17 protein-coding genes are annotated in these 17,763 nt (G+C 32.9%); 13 read left to right on the top strand and 4 right to left on the bottom strand.

From position 1 onward, the window contains the following. Positions 1-393: 393 nt before the first annotated feature. The 9 genes from HZR23_RS01435 to HZR23_RS16745 all read left to right on the top strand — a co-directional run bounded on the left by HZR23_RS01435 (position 394) and on the right by HZR23_RS16745 (position 5,524). Positions 394-1,101, top strand: coding sequence for a TVP38/TMEM64 family protein (locus HZR23_RS01435; RefSeq protein WP_132849853.1), 708 nt, complete (start codon positions 394-396; stop codon positions 1,099-1,101). Positions 1,102-1,512: 411 nt separating this feature from the next. Then, entirely contained in the window at positions 1,513-2,010 is a 498-nt protein-coding gene (locus HZR23_RS01430) for a TVP38/TMEM64 family protein (RefSeq protein WP_165913801.1), read from the top strand. Between the two features lie 865 nt (positions 2,011-2,875). Then, positions 2,876-3,391: a DUF6431 domain-containing protein gene (locus HZR23_RS17950; RefSeq protein WP_408641295.1), complete on the top strand. Its 516-nt coding sequence runs from the start codon at positions 2,876-2,878 to the stop codon at positions 3,389-3,391. 80 nt (positions 3,392-3,471) lie between these two features. Then, entirely contained in the window at positions 3,472-3,798 is a 327-nt protein-coding gene (locus tag HZR23_RS16765) for a hypothetical protein (RefSeq protein ID WP_249536726.1), read from the top strand. A 115-nt stretch (positions 3,799-3,913) separates the two neighbouring features. Then, positions 3,914-4,300, top strand: a complete 387-nt coding sequence (locus tag HZR23_RS16760) for a DDE-type integrase/transposase/recombinase (RefSeq protein WP_249536725.1) — start codon at positions 3,914-3,916, stop codon at positions 4,298-4,300. Positions 4,301-4,306: 6 nt separating this feature from the next. Continuing rightward, a complete protein-coding gene (locus HZR23_RS16755; RefSeq protein ID WP_249536724.1) occupies positions 4,307-4,591 on the top strand; it encodes a hypothetical protein in 285 nt (94 codons plus the stop codon). A 125-nt stretch (positions 4,592-4,716) separates the two neighbouring features. After that, positions 4,717-4,971 carry a DEAD/DEAH box helicase family protein gene (locus HZR23_RS01420; protein ID WP_213050303.1) on the top strand — a complete coding sequence of 85 codons (255 nt, stop codon included), beginning with the start codon at positions 4,717-4,719 and terminating at the stop codon, positions 4,969-4,971. Continuing rightward, entirely contained in the window at positions 4,968-5,321 is a 354-nt protein-coding gene (locus HZR23_RS16750; RefSeq protein ID WP_249536723.1) for an ATP-binding protein, read from the top strand. Before HZR23_RS01420 ends, HZR23_RS16750 begins: the two co-directional genes overlap by 4 nt. A 29-nt stretch (positions 5,322-5,350) precedes the next feature. Next, positions 5,351-5,524 carry a hypothetical protein gene (locus tag HZR23_RS16745; RefSeq protein WP_249536722.1) on the top strand — a complete coding sequence of 58 codons (174 nt, stop codon included), beginning with the start codon at positions 5,351-5,353 and terminating at the stop codon, positions 5,522-5,524. Between the two features lie 950 nt (positions 5,525-6,474). Here the strand turns inward: HZR23_RS16745 and HZR23_RS01410 are convergent. The 4 genes from HZR23_RS01410 to HZR23_RS01395 form a co-directional block, all read right to left on the bottom strand. Continuing rightward, complete coding sequence (locus tag HZR23_RS01410) at positions 6,475-6,852, bottom strand: L,D-transpeptidase (RefSeq protein WP_132847814.1); 378 nt, start codon at positions 6,850-6,852, stop codon at positions 6,475-6,477. 147 nt (positions 6,853-6,999) lie between these two features. Beyond that, on the bottom strand, positions 7,000-7,557 hold the full coding sequence (locus HZR23_RS01405) for a rubrerythrin family protein (RefSeq protein WP_132847813.1): 558 nt from the start codon (positions 7,555-7,557) through the stop codon (positions 7,000-7,002). 118 nt (positions 7,558-7,675) lie between these two features. Beyond that, positions 7,676-8,014 (bottom strand): hypothetical protein, encoded by a 339-nt coding sequence (locus tag HZR23_RS01400; protein WP_207667843.1) that lies wholly within the window; start codon positions 8,012-8,014, stop codon positions 7,676-7,678. Positions 8,015-8,236: 222 nt separating this feature from the next. Further along, complete coding sequence (locus HZR23_RS01395) at positions 8,237-9,244, bottom strand: methyl-accepting chemotaxis protein (RefSeq protein ID WP_132847812.1); 1,008 nt, start codon at positions 9,242-9,244, stop codon at positions 8,237-8,239. A gap of 245 nt (positions 9,245-9,489) precedes the next feature. On the opposite strand from HZR23_RS01395, the gene HZR23_RS01390 reads away from it, so the two are divergent. The 4 genes from HZR23_RS01390 (at position 9,490) to gltB (ending at position 17,752) form a co-directional block, all read left to right on the top strand. After that, positions 9,490-9,930, top strand: a complete 441-nt coding sequence (locus tag HZR23_RS01390) for a hypothetical protein (protein WP_132847811.1) — start codon at positions 9,490-9,492, stop codon at positions 9,928-9,930. 21 nt (positions 9,931-9,951) lie between these two features. Continuing rightward, on the top strand, positions 9,952-11,358 hold the full coding sequence (gene trkA / locus HZR23_RS01385; RefSeq protein WP_132847810.1) for a Trk system potassium transporter TrkA: 1,407 nt from the start codon (positions 9,952-9,954) through the stop codon (positions 11,356-11,358). Continuing rightward, positions 11,309-12,751 (top strand): TrkH family potassium uptake protein, encoded by a 1,443-nt coding sequence (locus HZR23_RS01380; RefSeq protein ID WP_132847809.1) that lies wholly within the window; start codon positions 11,309-11,311, stop codon positions 12,749-12,751. Before trkA ends, HZR23_RS01380 begins: the two co-directional genes overlap by 50 nt. Before the next feature lie 414 nt (positions 12,752-13,165). Then, the gene (gene gltB, locus HZR23_RS01375) at positions 13,166-17,752 is read left to right on the top strand and encodes a glutamate synthase large subunit (RefSeq protein WP_132847808.1); all 4,587 of its coding nucleotides are present in this window, start codon (positions 13,166-13,168) and stop codon (positions 17,750-17,752) included. Positions 17,753-17,763 lie beyond the last annotated feature (11 nt).

The raw sequence follows: 17,763 nt of genomic DNA, 5'->3' as shown, positions 1-17,763 counted from the left end.
TTTAGTATGTGTTGGCAAATTGGTGGTTGAAAGCCGCCAGAGGTGAAACGGATACACAGCTTAGTAAATAAGAAATGAAGTATGACGCATATTCAAACAAAGTCTTCATTATAAGTGTAGTAAAAGGAAAGGCAATGACTGAATCAGAAAGTCAGCAGATTAATATTAGTACATAACCCAATGTACTAAAACGTCCGGCGAGAGATGATTATAGTGCTCTAAATCCCAGTACGGTTTAGAAAGTTTAGAATTGATTGTTCATGTATTGAGTGGAGTTTCCTAGTAAATTTGAATTATAAAGTGGAGCGATCAAGTCAAGTCATTATTAGTGGGAGGGTCTATAGGCCTCCCACTACCTGGATTAAATCTTATATTAAATAGGAGGTGCGGTTAATGGCAAAGGAAGTAGTCGAACAAGAAAAGAAGTCTAATACAGGTAAGCTCATTGCTGTAGTATTGCTGATAGCCACAGGATTTTTTATAGCGTGGAAGACTGGTGTTGTAAGTAAACTACAGGATGTAGAGGCAATGCAAGCATTCTTAAAATCATTTGGCATATGGGGTTACTTGGTATTCATATTTGTGTTTATTGTTGCTTGTGTATTTATGTTACCAGGGTCTATGCTTACAATTGTAGGTGGAATTGCCTTTGGACCGATCATAGGTGGAGTAGTTTCTCTTATCGGTGCAACCTTTGGTGCTACGGCGGCATTCTTAGTTGCGAAATATGTTGCGAGGGGAATGATCGAAGACAAGATTGGTCAAAATCAAATGTTCAAAAAAATAGATGATGGTGTAGAAAAGAACGGCACTAGTTTTTTAATATTAACTCGTTTGGTTCCTGTTTTCCCATTCTCATTTCAAAACTATGCTTATGGATTAACCAAAATAGACCTATCCACTTACTTTATCGTGTCGTTATTGTGTATGACACCTGGAGCATTCATCTATGCTTATATGGCTGGTGAAATAGTAACAAATGGTTTCTCAGCAGGATTACTTGTAAAATTTGCAATTGCAGGTATAATTCTATTCCTTATTTCACTGATACCTAAATATATTGCGAAGAAAAAAGGAATTGACATGAATGATTTAAAATAAGTTGTAAGGAAGAACCGTGACAAGTTAAAGAGTCACGGTTTTTTAGATGGTATGAAAAATTGTGTAAGATTAGGACAAAAGAATCATTTATGATTAAATAGCAAACCATAAGGTATAGGTAATATTTCTGATTAGCTGAAGGTACAGTGTATTTCATGTATGTTAATATAATAAAACACTAATAGATGAGGTATAAGTCGCAATAGTGAGAGGTGAAGAAGATGAAACAGAAGATAAAGAATAAAAAACTTGTAATCACGATTGTATTAACACTGTTGAGTATAGCAGTGATTCATTTATGGAAATGATTTGAAGAATTTTTACAATATACTTTCCTATGGTTCTTTAGACGATGTAGTTATAATAATTCGTAGATGGGGGGTAGCCGCACCGGTTGTCAGTATACTCTTGATGATATTACAAGCTTTTGTTGCACCAATACCTGCATTTTTAATTACTGGAGCAAATGGTGTTGTTTTTGGACTCGTTGGGGGAACCATAATTTCTTGGAGCGGTGCTATGCTTGGTGCTGCAGGTACATTTTACCTTGCTCGTAGTCTTGGTATGGGTTTTGTACAAAGGTGGTTCCAGAAAAATAATTCTATAATAGTTAAAGTCCAAGAAATCAGTACAGAACATGGCATGAAAGTAATCTTGATTGGTCGACTAATACCTTTTATTTCTTTTGATTTTTTAAGCTATGCTGCGGGCTTAAGTAATATACGGTTTTTAGATTTCTTAATAGCTACGGGAATTGGAATGCTGCCAGGGACGGTGCTGTATGTATTCTTAGGCGATCACATCTTCACACTTAGTAGATATTCAGATAGTTTAACTATTTTGATTACTGTCGGTATTGGGATATATATCATCTATCATTTCATGAAGAAAAATAGAATCAAGGGATGATTGTTGATCTAATGAGGTTGATTTATAACTCCTGCTGTATAATGAAGTACTTTGCATTTATCTCCTTAGGATGGCATTCTAGTCGAAGCCTTAATATTATTGGAAAAAAAATGATTTGCCAAACGATTAAATGAGTTATACGGAATTGGCTAAGGCAACATTCAACGAGATAAAGGGGGCCCTGGATTTAGGCGTTATTTTTTATTGTATAAGCTACTTTGAGGTTTAGGTTTGTTTGCTTAGTTATTGTATTTTGCTTTGAGATTATATTGGTCAAAAGTATATGTAGAAAGCTGTTTCTACTTAGCTAGGTTGTAGGTTAATATAACTCCAAATAAGAAAATCTCTATTAATAGCTCAAAAAAATGTTCAAATCTTACACTTGAAGGTATGAATTCATTTGGTGCAAATTGTGGAGTTGCTAGGAGATACTTAAAAGAAGTCCTACCAGTATATGTTTCTCTATATTATTCTTAACAGATAAACCTTTTAAAAGGGTATAGTCTATAATCGTTCATAAAAACCCTCTAAATACTTGGAATATAATCAATGAAGGTTCTTGTGTAAATTGATTTTTCGTATGTGTAAAAAATGGAAGTATTTCTTTTGCTGCCTGAGTAAACTCTCTAATTTCTGATTTCCGGGAACTGGCAAGCAATCTATAGAACGGCATTTTATGTGCAACTCAATTGACAAAATCTATTTGAAATAAATAAAGGATAAACATCAAGTAGTTGACTAAATTCTTGTCAACCTATTTAATGGTTATCCTTTTTATGTTATTATTACAGTCTATATTTATTTAGAAAGAAAGACAGAAGTCTCCTCTACCACAATTCAACTTCTGTCCCCATAAAACAATATTATGATAACTCTAATTACAGATAAAATCAATACATTTAATCAAATTTCATATAATAAATTTCTTGATACTATAAACCTCTACCAATTATCTTGCTCCTGTACCTTGTCTGGCTGCCTTATTAAACATGGTTACTATAACCGTTCTATTAAGACACCCGAAGGTTTCATTACACTGTCCATTTTGCGCATGAAATGTAAACGCTGTGGCAAGACGCATGCCATATTCCCTAAGTTTATCGTTCCTTACTCCCAAATACTTCTTAATGACCATATATCAATTATAAGAGCATATATTTCCAATGATTCATTTGAATCCATTATGACTACCAATGAATATATAGATGAAAGTAACATCAGATATGTTATCAGTATGTATTTAAGGTACTGGAAGGAAGCTCTTGCTGCTTTCGGATTTTCTATTGCCGATGATATCGTATCCATCATAAGACACTGTCTTTCTACATTCAAACGGCAGTTTATGCAGATTAAATGCATACCAAATATTATATTTACATAAAACCACATAAGCCTGTTTTACCATTTGTTTTTTATATTCTAAACTCTAAATATACTTTAAATAGAAGGAGGATTTTAAAGATGAATGATGAAGCAAGAAGAAATATTGCGCTTTTTAGATACGGGATCATCGCTCCAATAGTAAGTGGAACCTACGATGAAGATAAAAGTATAAAAGAGTTTTTTTCTGATACGGCTAAAAAAACCTATACCAATCCAAGAGGTGAAGATACAAAAATTTCTGCCTCAACTCTTGAACGGTGGTACTACAGTTATAGGCAAAGTGGCTTTGATGCCCTTATTCCACAACGAAGGCGTGACACCGGACAGCCCAGAAAAATTGACGAAGATATAATGGAGCAGGTTCGCTTTCTAAAAAGGAATACCCACGAATACCTGCAACTTTAATACATCAGAAGTTAATTGATAATGGCATATAAATAAAGGTGATATATCTCTCTCCACAATCAATAGATTTGTAAATCAAATTAAAATTGAAAATAAATATACAGGTAACAAAGATATGAGGCGATATGAAAGAGCCCACATAAATGAAGTATGGTGTGGCGACAGTAGTGTTGGTCCTTATATTAAAATAGATGGAACAAAAAAACGCACCTATATCATTGCACTACTTGATGATGCTTCAAGATATATTGTTGGAATTGATATCTTTTTTAATGATACCTTCATAAATCTTATGTCTATCATGAAAACAGCTGTCACAAGATTTGGAAGACCAAAGATTTTAAATTTTGATAATGGATCATGCTATAAAAATAAACAGATGGAACTTCTAGTTGCAAGGATAGGTTCAACCATAAATTACTGTGCTCCATACACTCCAACCAGTAAAGCGAAAGTAGAAAGGTGGTTTAAAACATTGAAAGATCAATGGATGTCTCACTAAACATGAGTGATTACTCATCTATTGCTTGAACTTCGTGAAGCCTTACTAAACTATGTTAATCATTATAATCAGAGCATACATAGTTCTCTTAACGGGTTGTGCCCCCAAGATAGGTTCTTTAATGAATCATATCTTATAAAAAGATTACCTGAAGAGTTGATTGAAACAACATTTCTTCTTGAGTACGAGAGGCGTGTATCTGCCGATAACGTAGTAATGATAGATGAAATTGAGTATGATAAGGCCTTATCGTTATTCAAAACAGAAAGTTACCTTAAGGTATTCACCTGACCTTAGTAAAATCTATGTAGTTGACAAGCATACCGGTGAACTTACGGCTATAAAACTGTTAAATAAGCAGGAAAATTCACTGATAAAAAGAGAAAAAGTAAAATTTACGGGAGGCAAATATTAAAATGATCGATTACATTAGCAGATATGGGCTTGACTTTAACCCATTCATAAAGAACACAAAAGATATCGTAGTGGAGACATCTGAATACAATGAAATAATCTACAGGCTTAATTATCTTTTAAACAATAAAGGTTTCGGAGTAATTACAGGTGGTCCAGGACGGGGTAAGACTACGGCAATTAGGAGTCAAGGGTTAATGGGCTTAATAACTCTTTATACAAGGTTATATATACTTCACTGTCAACACTTACAGTGAGTGAGTTCTACAAACATCTGTCATCAGAACTAGGCCTTGAGCCAATGCATAAAAAAACAGACAACTTTAAAAATATACAAGCAGAAATAAACAGGTATTCCATTGAGAAACGTATAACCCCAGTAATAATAATAGATGAAGCTAACTACATCAACAATGCTGTACTTAATGACCTTAAAATGCTTTTTAATTTTGATATGGATTCAAAAGATAGAGCCGTAGTTATTCTTGTAGGCTTGCCTCAGCTTAATAATACTTTAAGATTAGTTGCTAATGAACCATTAAGACAAAGAGTTACTATGAACTATAATCTCGATAGTCTCGGAGAGAAGAATCACTTTCTTATATAAAAGGAAAACTTTCGGGTGCAAAATCTACTTTGGAAATCTTTAACGCCAATGCACTAGAAGCTATAATAAATGCATCAAATGGTATACCAAGACTTATTAATAAGATATGCAATTCAAGTCTTATTATTGCTAATAGCAAAAATGCCAATATAGTAGATTCTGACATAGTAATGCTTGCAGTAAATGAAATTGAATTAGGATAATAATAAATCCATGGATGTCTTTAAAGATGTTCATGGATTTAAGCGAAATAACATATAACTTAACCTTATTTATTGTGATTATGTTCCATTAAGTACGTTGAATAATGTAAAGATTGGTCTTAAAGTAAACATTAAATAAAACGAAGAAGTTAACCGCATTTAATTTGAAGAACAACAGCAATCAAATATCCAAAAAAGAAATAAGAATCATATATATTATGGATATAAGTATAATTTTACGTATATTATCTTTTAAGGATATATCCTCATTATTATTTTGTAGAAGTACCTTTTAACTTTCTTTTTAAATTTACTGCAAACTATCCACTTACAATTTCCACTAAAGCTCCAACAAAAACAGTAATAGCTATCATAAGCATAGGCATTTTTATTGCATCATTAAAAAATACTGTTTCTATTTGTGTCATAAAGCTAATAACCCAAAAAAAAGAATGAAAATATTGAAAAACAGCTTTTTACCTATGTAAATAGATCTATTAGTATACCAAACTACCATTATGGAATTCCAAATACAAAGTTCGGATAGTGCAAGTAATGAAATTAAGCCTTCCTATGGCTTAGTTTGAGATGGATGAGTAAAACCAAAAGCCGAAATTAAAGCTCTTGTCAATATCACCCACATTATAGCTGTTATAACCGTCAATAAAAGTGTAGACTTAGTATTTTGTTTTAAATTATTTGTCGATACTGCGATGTGGTAAACCATACCATAAATGACTGGGGTTTTTGAGAGTGATATTAAAATGCATAACATTTATATAGTTTCATTGTGAGATAAAAACCCCTCGCTTTTTCTTGGATTATAAAGAAAAGGTGAGGGACTTATCTACAATAGCATTTTTGTTTTTGCTTTAAGATTATATTTGTCAAAAGAATATGTGGAATAGACCCTTCTATGAGACGCTCGTTTATATTTAAGGTTAAGACTATTATATAATTCTTACAACAGTACCTATAGGGACAATATTATATAATTCTATTACATTGTGATTATGCATTCGAATACATCCTTTGGATGCTGCCTGGCCAATGGAAGCTGGATTGTTTGTACCGTGTATACCGTAGTGTGGAATGCTAAGCCCCATCCAACGAGAACCAAAGGGACCTCCTGGATTTAAGGCTTTATTTTTAATAGTATAGGTTCCAGTGGGTGTAGGGGTTGATGGTTTGCCAACTGCAACAGGGTATGTTTTGTGAATCTTGTTATTTAAATAAAGTGTTAGTAATCTTTTGTTTATATCAACTGAAATTCTATAGATATTATTTAGTATCCAATAGTCTGGGCTATAGTATAAATAGGTATACATTGTTAGGTCCCCCCTTAGAATAATATTGTATAGTACATAATATTACTATTAGTAATATTGTGATAGTTAGTTCTCTTATTTCATTTCATTATTTACATAAAAAAAGCTACTAGAATTTTCTAGTAGCTTCATTACTTTATGTAAAAATTAATCAAAGGCTTTATATGCCTGACTTTTAGCACCACATATTGGGCATTTATCCGGTAATCCATCTGTAGTAGTGTGACCACAAATTTCACAAACATATATTGTTGCTACATCCATATCCTTACCTTCTCTTGCAGTGTCTTGTGCTTTTTTAAATAGAGTAGCATGTACCTTTTCAGCTTCTAAAGCGTAGTGAAAAGTTCTTTCTGCTCCTTTTTCTTTTTGGTAACGTGCAGTTTCTAAATATACTGGATACATTTGTTCTATCTCATGTAATTCCCCATCTATTCCTCCCTGTAAATTTTCTACAGTGTTACCTATGCCGAAAATCGCTCCTGCAGGTACGGTGAAATCCCCTTTTTGGTCTTTGAGTACTTTGAAATGATTATCTGCATGAGCATACTCTGCATAGGCAATAGCTCTAAAAAGTCTCCCTATATTTGGCATTTTTTCTTTATCAGCTACGTCTGCCCAAATTAAATAACGCATATGGGCCATACTTTCTCCACCGTAGGCAGAGCGTAAAAAGTCTGCAGTCATTGCATTGTTTACACTCATAAATATTCCTCCTCAAAATATATTTCATAGAGATTATAAACAAATACTGGAAAACTTATTCTATTAATACACAAAAAAATGAGTATCCTGAGCACATTGTGCTCAGGATATAGGAGAACTATCTTTGGTAAGGGCTATTTTGACTATTTTTCATATTGTTTTTTACATTTTGTATTTCAGCAGAATTTACAGAACTTGAACTATTTAATCCCATACCATTTGAAAATGAAGAGTTAGAATAGTTGTTACTAGTATTCATGTTTTGTCTAACATTTTGTAGTTCTCCTTGATTTACAGAACTAGAGTTTGACAAATTAAACTGAGAGGTATTCATATTGTTATAACTGTTCGATAAACTATTGTTACTCATGTTTTCTCTCACTTTTTGTATCTCACCTTGTTTCGAAGAAGTAGAGTTACTTAGGTTTATTGAACTAAAGTCATTAGTATATTTCATTGAATTACCTCCATTAATTTTATTTGTAAGATTGAATCTTACTTTAATATTATCTGTTTTTTTAGAGTTATTATAATTTGTAAAATAATAATAAAATAGAAAATATTATTACTTTTAATCAACTATAATTTAATTTTTTCGAGAATATTTTTTAGAAATATAAAAAACACACCGAATCTAAATTGATGTGCTTTAATATAAAAGAACTTATGTATTCATATTTTAAAAGGGTTCTCTAATAATTATAGACCAACCTTTTCCTTTATATGAGTTATAACCTTGTGTGTGTGCAAAACCATATAGACTTTGAACACCAAGTTTGTTGCTTTCAATTTTATATCCTAAAGGCTCACCATTCATTGCTCGTTTTGCAGTTTCTAAAAACTTCAAATCTTCCTTTAAAATTAAAGATTTGTTATTTGAGGCAATTACGATTCCATTACTATTTATCAAATATATATCTGCATTTGAGCTAATTTTTGCTTTGTCAATTATATCGTAAATATAGTTCCAGTTAAAACGAGTAGATAAAACCCCGATCGTTCTTCCTGCGTCGTTTTTAATTGACGTAGAATAAGAAATAGTGTAATCATTTACATTATCTGAGTAATACATATCAGTAACATTTACATTGTTCTCTTGTAAAACCTTTTTAAACCAGGATTTTGTTGATACATCTTTGTTTACTAAGTTTTTATTTTTGGCTACAGCAATAATAGTACCTTCCGCATCTGAAAGTATAATATCATGATATACTTCATATATACGCCAAATTTCTGTTAATAAGGATGAAGCTTTATCAATTGATTCCTTAGTTTTATTTTCGATCGCTGCTTTAAAGGGTTCGAATGTTGACCAAGCCTGTACATCACAATTTCTTTCAAATAGATTTCTTTCAATCTTATCAATAGTATCAAAGCATAAGTCTATTGTACGTACCGCGATAACTTCGTTTGCCTTGTTTTGAATATTTTCTACTAAAGATTTATTTTGGTTGTTTGATACAGTACTTCTTTCAGCGAGTTTTTTTATTTCATCAGCTACTACTGAAAAGCCTCTTCCCATCTCTCCAGCTCTAGCTGCTTCAATAGCAGAATTTAAAGCAAGTAATTTTGTTTGAGATGCTATTTGTTCAATGCTTTCTATAACACTTTTCATCTCGTTGTTTGCTTGCTTAAGTTCTCTAATTAGAATTGATGCATTAATTTCATTTTTTTCGACATTTTTCATAAGCATTCACCCCCGTGTTATTCAATATTATATCAAATTCAGAATTTTGAAACAATACATATATGAACGTTTTATTGACTTTAAGCTCTATTATTTGTATATATCCAGATTAGTTACTATTAAACATATTTATACATAAAATGGAAATAAATAAATAAAAATTAGTTTTATTAACAAAGGTGAATTGTAATGAATTGGTAAAAGTTATATACTGGTATAAAGGATGTTACTAAGGGGGGCGAACTATGGAAGTTTTAATTCGAAGTAATGGACTGTTTGACAAAATTACTGAGTATATTAAACATAATGAGAGTGTTGCAGAAATTTTAATTTATGGATTTCTTGATAAAGCCTTACTAAAAAAACTTAATGAATTTTTTACAGATGAAAATAGAAATGTTTCATATAAGTTTATTATTCCTAAAATACAATATTATAAGTCCTCATTGATATATATGAATCAAAGTAAAATGGATAAGAGTTGTGAAGTAAGAATTAATCCGAAGTGTAACACTCAATTCATTATTATAGATAATCTTTTTTTAATAGTATCCGGCATAAAGAATAAGGAGGAGTGTTTCTCAGACAATTTAGTAATAATTAGTTATGATGATAAAGAGGCTTTAGATGTTTTAAAGCAAACTTATACGCAAGATTGGGAGTCGAGTTATAGCATTCATTTATAACACCTTAGAAGGGATGATAAAATGCAAATTATTATTGTTGGTGCTGGTAAATTAGGATATAAGCTAGCGGAATCCTTATCAAACGTAAATAACAATGTTATTATTATTGATAATGATGAATCGGCTTTAGAACGGGTGAATAACAATCTGGACGTTTTGAGTATAAAGGCAAATGGGGTGCAGTTATCGGTTTTAGAACAATTTAATATTAAAAATACCGATTTAGTTATTGCAGTTACAGATAGTGATGAAACAAATATGCTAATATGTACTATGGCGAAAAGAATGGGAGCGAAAAGAGTTATAGCCCGTATTAGAAATCCTGAATATTCGACTCAAATTGAATTTGTTAAAGAAGAAATGAAAATAGATTACGTTGCGAATCCGGATTTAGAAACAGCTAAGGAAATATTTAAATACTTACTAAAGGGCCAGGCATTACATATGGAAGAGTTTGCGAAAGGTAAAGTGAGTATGACAGATTTTAAAGCTTATTGCTATGAAGGCTTTGCCGGAAAAAAACTTAAGGAAATTAAAATGCCAGAGTCTCTATTAATTGTGGCGTTACAAAGGGATGGTGAGGTTATTATACCTCATGGGGAGACAGAGTTATCAAATCAGGATACTGTTTATGTAATAGGAAAAAAAGAAAGTATAAATACATTATTAAAAACTATGGATAAACCAACAGAGCATAAAAAGGCAAAAAAGGTTCTAATTCTTGGTGGTGGTAAAGCAGGGTTTTATTTAGCAAAAAAATTAACTAATCATGGTGTAACAGTTAAGATTGTTGAGCGAGATAAAGAAAGATGTAAGTATTTAGTAGAACAACTAAAAAATACATTGGTTATTCATGGTGATGGTACTGATGTTAACCTATTGACTGAGGAAAATATTACAGATATGGATGCCTTGGTTACATTGACAGGTTTTGATGAAGAAAATTTGCTACTAGCCTTATTAAGTAAGAGGTATGGTTTAAACAAGGTTATAGCGAAAGTAAGCAGACCTAACTATATACCAATAATAGAGAGATTAGGTATAGACGTAGCTATTAATCCCGTATTAATTACTGCTAGTGAGATTTTAAGATTCATCCAAGGTGGAAAAGTTATATCGATATCATTATTGCTAGGAGGACAAGCTGAAGTATTAGAATTAATCGCTAATGAAAGTTCAAATATTGTTGGTAAACCACTAAGTGATGTTGGTTTACCTCAAGGAATAATTATTGGGGCTGTTGTCCATAGGGGAGTAGTTACAATACCAAGCGGCAAGACTATAATATATCCAGGAGACAGAATGATTGTGTTTTGCTTGGAATCTGAAATTTCACATATAGAGAAGTATTTTTATAAGGTTAAAGGAGGACTATTACATGAATTATGGAGTAGTTATAAAGGTACTGGGAAATCTACTTCTATTTAAAGCAATAGCATTTGTTCTTCCTTTATATATAGCGATATTGGATAAAAGTCATGATAGATTAGCTTTTATATATTCCATATTAATAGTACTGGCTGTAGGAATTCCTATGTCGAGATTTCCGAAAAAGAATAATAGAATTAGAGCAAAAGATGCTTTGACCATAGTAACTTTTGGTTGGATTTTGGTATCTGTTTTTGGATCTATTCCATTTATCTTATCAGGGAGCATACCTTCTTTTATAGATGCTTTTTTTGAAACTGTATCAGGCTTGACAACAACAGGAGCAACAATAATAGATGATATAGAAGTGCTGCCGAGAGGAATCCTGTTTTGGAGGTCTTTTACCCATTGGTTAGGTGGGATGGGTATTCTAGTTTTAACACTAGCTATTTTTCCTACTATAGGGGTGGGTGGTTTTCAGATTTTTAAGGCTGAGAGTCCTGGACCAATTTCGGATAAACTGGTTCCAAGAGTTAAAGATACAGCAACTATTTTGTACACAGCATATTTGGGAATAACTATATTACAAGTAGTATTATTGTATTTTGGAGGAATGTCCTTATATGAGTCTTTAATCCACACCTTTGGAACTGTAGGAACCGGTGGATTCTCTACTAGAAATGCGAGCGTGGGGGCTTTTAACAGTAGTTATATAACTTATGTTATTGCGATATTTATGATTGCTTCAGGTGTTAATTTTGGGTTATATTATGAACTATATAAGGGTAGATGGAGAAAAGTAGTTGTAAACTCAGAATTTAAGTTATATATAGCTATTGTGCTAATTAGTATATTGTTAATAACTATTAACATGAGTGGTTCCATCTACAATTCATTTAGTGAAACCTTTGAGCATTCCTTATTTCAAGTAGCGTCAATTACGACAACTACAGGGTACACAACGGCAAATTATGATGAATGGACTAATTTTAGTAAAGGGATTTTATTCTTTTTAATGTTTGTTGGTGGTAGCGCAGGCTCTACAGCAGGGTCTATAAAAGTAATACGTTTGCTTATACTAGTAAAATTAGTAAAAAGAGAAACCTTAAAGTTACTCCATCCGAAGGCATATATTCCTGTAACTTTAAATGATAAGATGATAACGTCTGATGTAATTGCAAGTGTAATTAGTTTCTTCTTTTTATATTTAGTTATCTTTGCTGTTGGAACTTTAGTAATATCTTTAGAAGATATTGGTTTAATTAGTTCGATGAGTGCTGTAGCTGCAACCCTAGGAAATATTGGGCCTGGATTTGGTTTTGTCGGGCCTACTCACACATATAGCCAATTTACTGGAGCGAGCAAGATGTTTTTTTCACTTCTAATGTTGTTTGGTAGGTTAGAATTATTCACAATGATTATCTTTTTAGTTCCGGGCTTTTGGAAAGATTAATTAAAATTATCATTAACATCTTAAGTTATAACTTAGGGTGTTTTTTTATGACTAAAACTAATCCGTATCTTAGAATAGAAATACGAGTTATTGTTCGTAAAAAAACGATATAATGATTTATGGTTTTAAATTAACAGATTAGTTTTGTCAATTACTATAAAAAAGAAAAAGAGAAATATTAGAAATAATACAAACTATTATTTAAAATATTTTACTATTATTCGTTGACAAACGAATAAATTCTGATATAATTATTTGTAACATAAATTTAACTAAATATTCTAACAATTAAAATAAATTAGTAAACATTAAAATTATTTATAAATACGTACTATAAAAATAGTTCGAGATGCATAATCCATTTATATAATGGATTAATTTTCTCTTAGGAATAGTAAAGAAAGGGTGGAGACCATGAAAGAGTTAGGGTTACCGGTAAAACAGGGTTTATACGATCCGCAATTTGAACACGATGCTTGTGGGATTGGATTTATGGCTAATATAAAGGGGATAAAATCACACGATGTAGTTGATCAAGCTATTAAAATATTAATTAATATGACCCATCGAGGTGGTTGTGGAGCTGAGGAGCAAACCGGAGACGGAGCAGGAATCCTTATACAGGTACCCCATAAATTTTTAACTAAGGTATGTCATGTGGAGAAAATTGACTTGCCTAATGAAGGAGAATATGCTGTAGGCATGGTTTTTTTATCTCCTAACGAAAAAATTCGACAGCAAAGCGAGAAATTATTAAAAGAAATTATTGAAGATGAGGGTCAAGTTTTTTTAGGTTGGAGAACGCTACCAACGAATCCAAGTAGTTTGGGGGATTCGGCTAAGGCGAGTATGCCTCTAATTAAACAAATGTTTATTAAAAAAAGCGCAGAAATTCAAGATGAAAAAAGCTTTGAAAGAAAGCTTTATGTAATAAGAAAAAGAGCAGAAAAATTAATAAGAAATGGAAAAGCCCCTGTTGATAAATGTTTTTATATCGCAAGTTTATCCCCAAAGACTATTGTCTACAAAGGGATGTTAACACCTGAGCAGGTTAAGGACTTTTATTTAGACTTAAATGATGCTGATATGGAGTCGGCTATAGCATTAGTGCATTCGAGATTCAGTACTAATACATTCCCAAGTTGGGAAAGAGCACATCCTAATAGATACATTATTCATAACGGAGAAATTAATACGATTAGAGGAAATGTTAACTGGATGCATGCTAGAGAAGCAAATCTAAAATCTGATTTATTTGGAGAAGATTTAAATAAAGTATTTCCTATTGTAAATCAAGATGGTAGTGATTCAGCTATGCTAGATAACTGTGTTGAATTCTTGACCCTTGGTGGTCGTTCTCTACCTCATTCTATGATGATGACAGTACCTGAGCCATGGTCAAAACATGAAAGTATGAGTGACACAAAAAGAGCATTTTATGAATATCATAGCTGTTTAATGGAACCATGGGATGGACCTGCGGCAATTGGTTTTACTGATGGTACTGTTGTAGGTGCTATACTAGATAGAAATGGTCTAAGACCTGCGAGATACTATATTACTAAGGATGACATGGTAGTACTTGCATCTGAGGTTGGAGTGTTAGAAATTGCTCCGGAGAGGATAAAGGAAAAGGGTCGATTAAAGCCAGGTAGAATGTTTTTAGTTGACACAAAAGAAGGACGTATTATTTTAGATGAAGAAATTAAGGAGAAGGTTGCTAGTCAACATCCATATAGAGAATGGTTAGATCAAAACCTATTATCTTTAGATGATTTAGGTAAACAAGAAAGTGTTAAGTATGGGGTTGAAAACCTATTACAATATCAGAAATCCTTTGGATATACCTTTGAGGATTTACGAATTATTTTAGGACCTATGGCTGAAAATGGAGAAGAGGCAATTGGCTCGATGGGAACAGATACTCCATTGGCTGTATTATCTGATAGACCTCAATCTCTATTTAATTATTTTAGACAGTTATTTGCTCAAGTAACAAATCCGCCGATTGATGCATTGAGAGAAGAGATAATTACATCCACGGAGACTGTACTTGGCTCAGAGGCGAATTTACTTGATACAAAACCTGAAAATTGTTTTCAAATTAAACTTAAAACTCCAATTATTGTAGAGGAAGAGTTAGAGAAGATTCGTAATATTAATAAAGAAGGATTTAAAGCTCTTACTTTACCTATTAAATATAAAGTAAATGAAGGTTCCTTGGGACTAGAAAAGGCTCTAGATAACTTGTTTGAAAAAGTAAGTGATGCAATTAAAGAAGGATATAATATTTTTGTATTATCTGATAGAGGAATTGATAAGGAATACGCAGCAATACCTTCATTACTAGCGGTATCTGGATTGCATCATCACTTAATTCGTGAAGGGTCAAGAGCTAGTGTAGCCTTAGTCTTAGAGTCTGGAGAGCCTAGAGAAGTACATCATTTCTCATTGCTAATTGGATATGGAGTAAGTGCGGTTTGTCCGTACTTGGCAATCGAAACAATAAGAGATTGTGTTGATAAAAACATTGTAACGGGCGTGAGTACAGAGAAAGCTGTTTACAACTATGTTAAGGCAGCGACTAAAGGTGTAGTAAAAGTATTATCGAAAATGGGTATTTCAACATTCCAAAGCTACCAAGGTTCCCAAATATTCGAGGCTTTAGGATTAAAGAAAGAGTTAGTAGATAAATACTTTACATGGACACCTACTAGAATAGAAGGTATTGGTATTGAGGAGCTATCTTTAGAGACTCGTAAAAAGCATGAAAATGCCTTTGTAGATAATTCCGTATCTGATGTTTTAGAAGCCGGCGGAAATTATCAATGGCGTAAAGATGGGGAATACCATCAATATAATCCAGAAACTATATATAAATTACAATATGCTACCAGAACAGGTAATTATGAGCTATATAAAGAGTATAGTGAACTTTTAAATGACCAAACCCAGAGACTCTGTACATTGAGAGGTCTCCTTGAAATTAAAAAAGATAGGGAACCTATCCCTTTAGATGAGGTAGAGTCAGTAGAATCAATTTGTAAGAGATTCAAAACAGGTGCTATGTCTTATGGTTCGATCAGTCAAGAGGCACATGAGACTTTAGCAATTGCTATGAATCGAATTGGTGGTAAAAGTAACACTGGAGAAGGTGGCGAAGATCCGGATAGATTCTTGTTAGATGAAAATGGAGACTCCCGTTCAAGTGCTATAAAACAGGTGGCATCAGGAAGATTTGGTGTTACTAGTGAATATTTAGTAAATGCTAAAGAAATACAGATAAAAATGGCTCAAGGTGCTAAACCGGGAGAAGGTGGGCAATTACCAGGGTTAAAAGTATATCCATGGATTGCAAAGGCGAGATATTCTACACCGGGAGTAGGACTAATTTCTCCGCCACCACATCATGATATTTATTCTATAGAGGATTTAGCCCAACTAATCTTTGACTTAAAAAATGCTAACTGTGATGCAAATATTAGTGTTAAACTAGTTTCTGAAGTTGGAGTTGGTACTGTAGCCGCTGGGGTAGCAAAGGGTAGAGCTGATGTAATATTAATAAGTGGCTGTGATGGGGGTACAGGTGCATCCCCAAGAACAAGTATTCAATATGCGGGATTACCATGGGAATTAGGCTTAGCTGAAGCTCATCAAACTCTTATGTTAAATGGATTAAGAAATAGAGTTAGACTTGAAACTGACGGAAAGTTAATGACAGGAAGAGACGTAGTTGTAGCAGCTTTACTAGGGGCAGAGGAGTTTGGATTTGCAACAGCCCCACTCGTAGTTTTGGGATGTGTAATGATGAGAGTATGCCATAAGGATACTTGTGCTACTGGAATAGCTACACAAAACCCTGAACTTAGAAAAAGGTTTTGTGGCAAGCCTGAATATGTTGAGAATTTCATGAAGTTCATTGCACAGGATGTACGAGAGTGGATGGCTGGGCTTGGTTTTAGAACTATTGACGAGATGGTTGGTAGAGTAGATAGATTGGAAACTAAGAGTGCAATTGATCATTGGAAAGCTAAAGGGGTTGATTTCTCAAGTATCCTTTACAATCCTCCTGCTACAACGGAAAGACATTGTACAACTAAACAAAATCATGAAATCGAGAAGACTTTAGACTATAGACTATTGTTAGGATTAAGTAAACCTGCATTAGAATATAGAATGCCTGTTGAAGAAGAGGTAAAGATACAAAATACTGATAGAGCTACTGGGACTATATTAGGAAGTGAAATTACAAAAAGATATGGATCAAAAGGTTTGCCAGAAAATACAATAACATTCAACTTTAAGGGTTCAGCGGGTCAAAGCTTTGGTGCTTTTGTTCCAAGTGGTATGACGATGATCCTAGAAGGTGATGCAAATGATTATATCGGAAAAGGATTATCAGGGGGTAAAATAATAGTTTGTCCACCTAAATCTGCAACTTTTGCAGCAGAGGATAATGTAATCATAGGAAACGTAGCTTTTTATGGTGCTACTTCTGGAGAGGCATATATTAGAGGGGCTGCGGGTGAACGTTTCTGTGTAAGAAATAGTGGTGTAAAAGCAGTAGTTGAGTCTGTTGGAGATCATGGTTGTGAATATATGACAGGTGGCCGAGTAGTTGTACTGGGATCAACGGGTAGAAACTTTGCGGCTGGGATGTCAGGTGGTATTGCATATATCTTTGATGAAAAAGGTAACTTTGAATCCCGTTGTAATAAAGATATGGTAGATTTAGAAAAAATCGTAGATGATAAAGAATTTTACGAAGTTAAAAAAATGATTATGCGTCACATGTCATATACAGGTAGCGAAAAGGCAACTTATATAATTAAAAATTGGGAAACTTTAAGACATAAATTTGTAAGAGTAATTCCGAGAGACTATAAACGTATGCTTGAGTTATTTGAACAATCTAGTATTTCTGGAATTAGCAAGGGAGAAGCTTTAATGATAGCTTTTGATAAAAACAATAAAAAATTAGCTAGAGTAAGTGGGAATTAATAAGGAGGAGA

The organism is Serpentinicella alkaliphila, assembly GCF_018141405.1.
Lineage (GTDB): Bacteria > Bacillota > Clostridia > Peptostreptococcales > Natronincolaceae > Serpentinicella > Serpentinicella alkaliphila.
The sequence above is the reverse complement of the archived record's forward strand: the minus strand, read 5'-3'. Positions and strand labels throughout refer to the sequence as shown.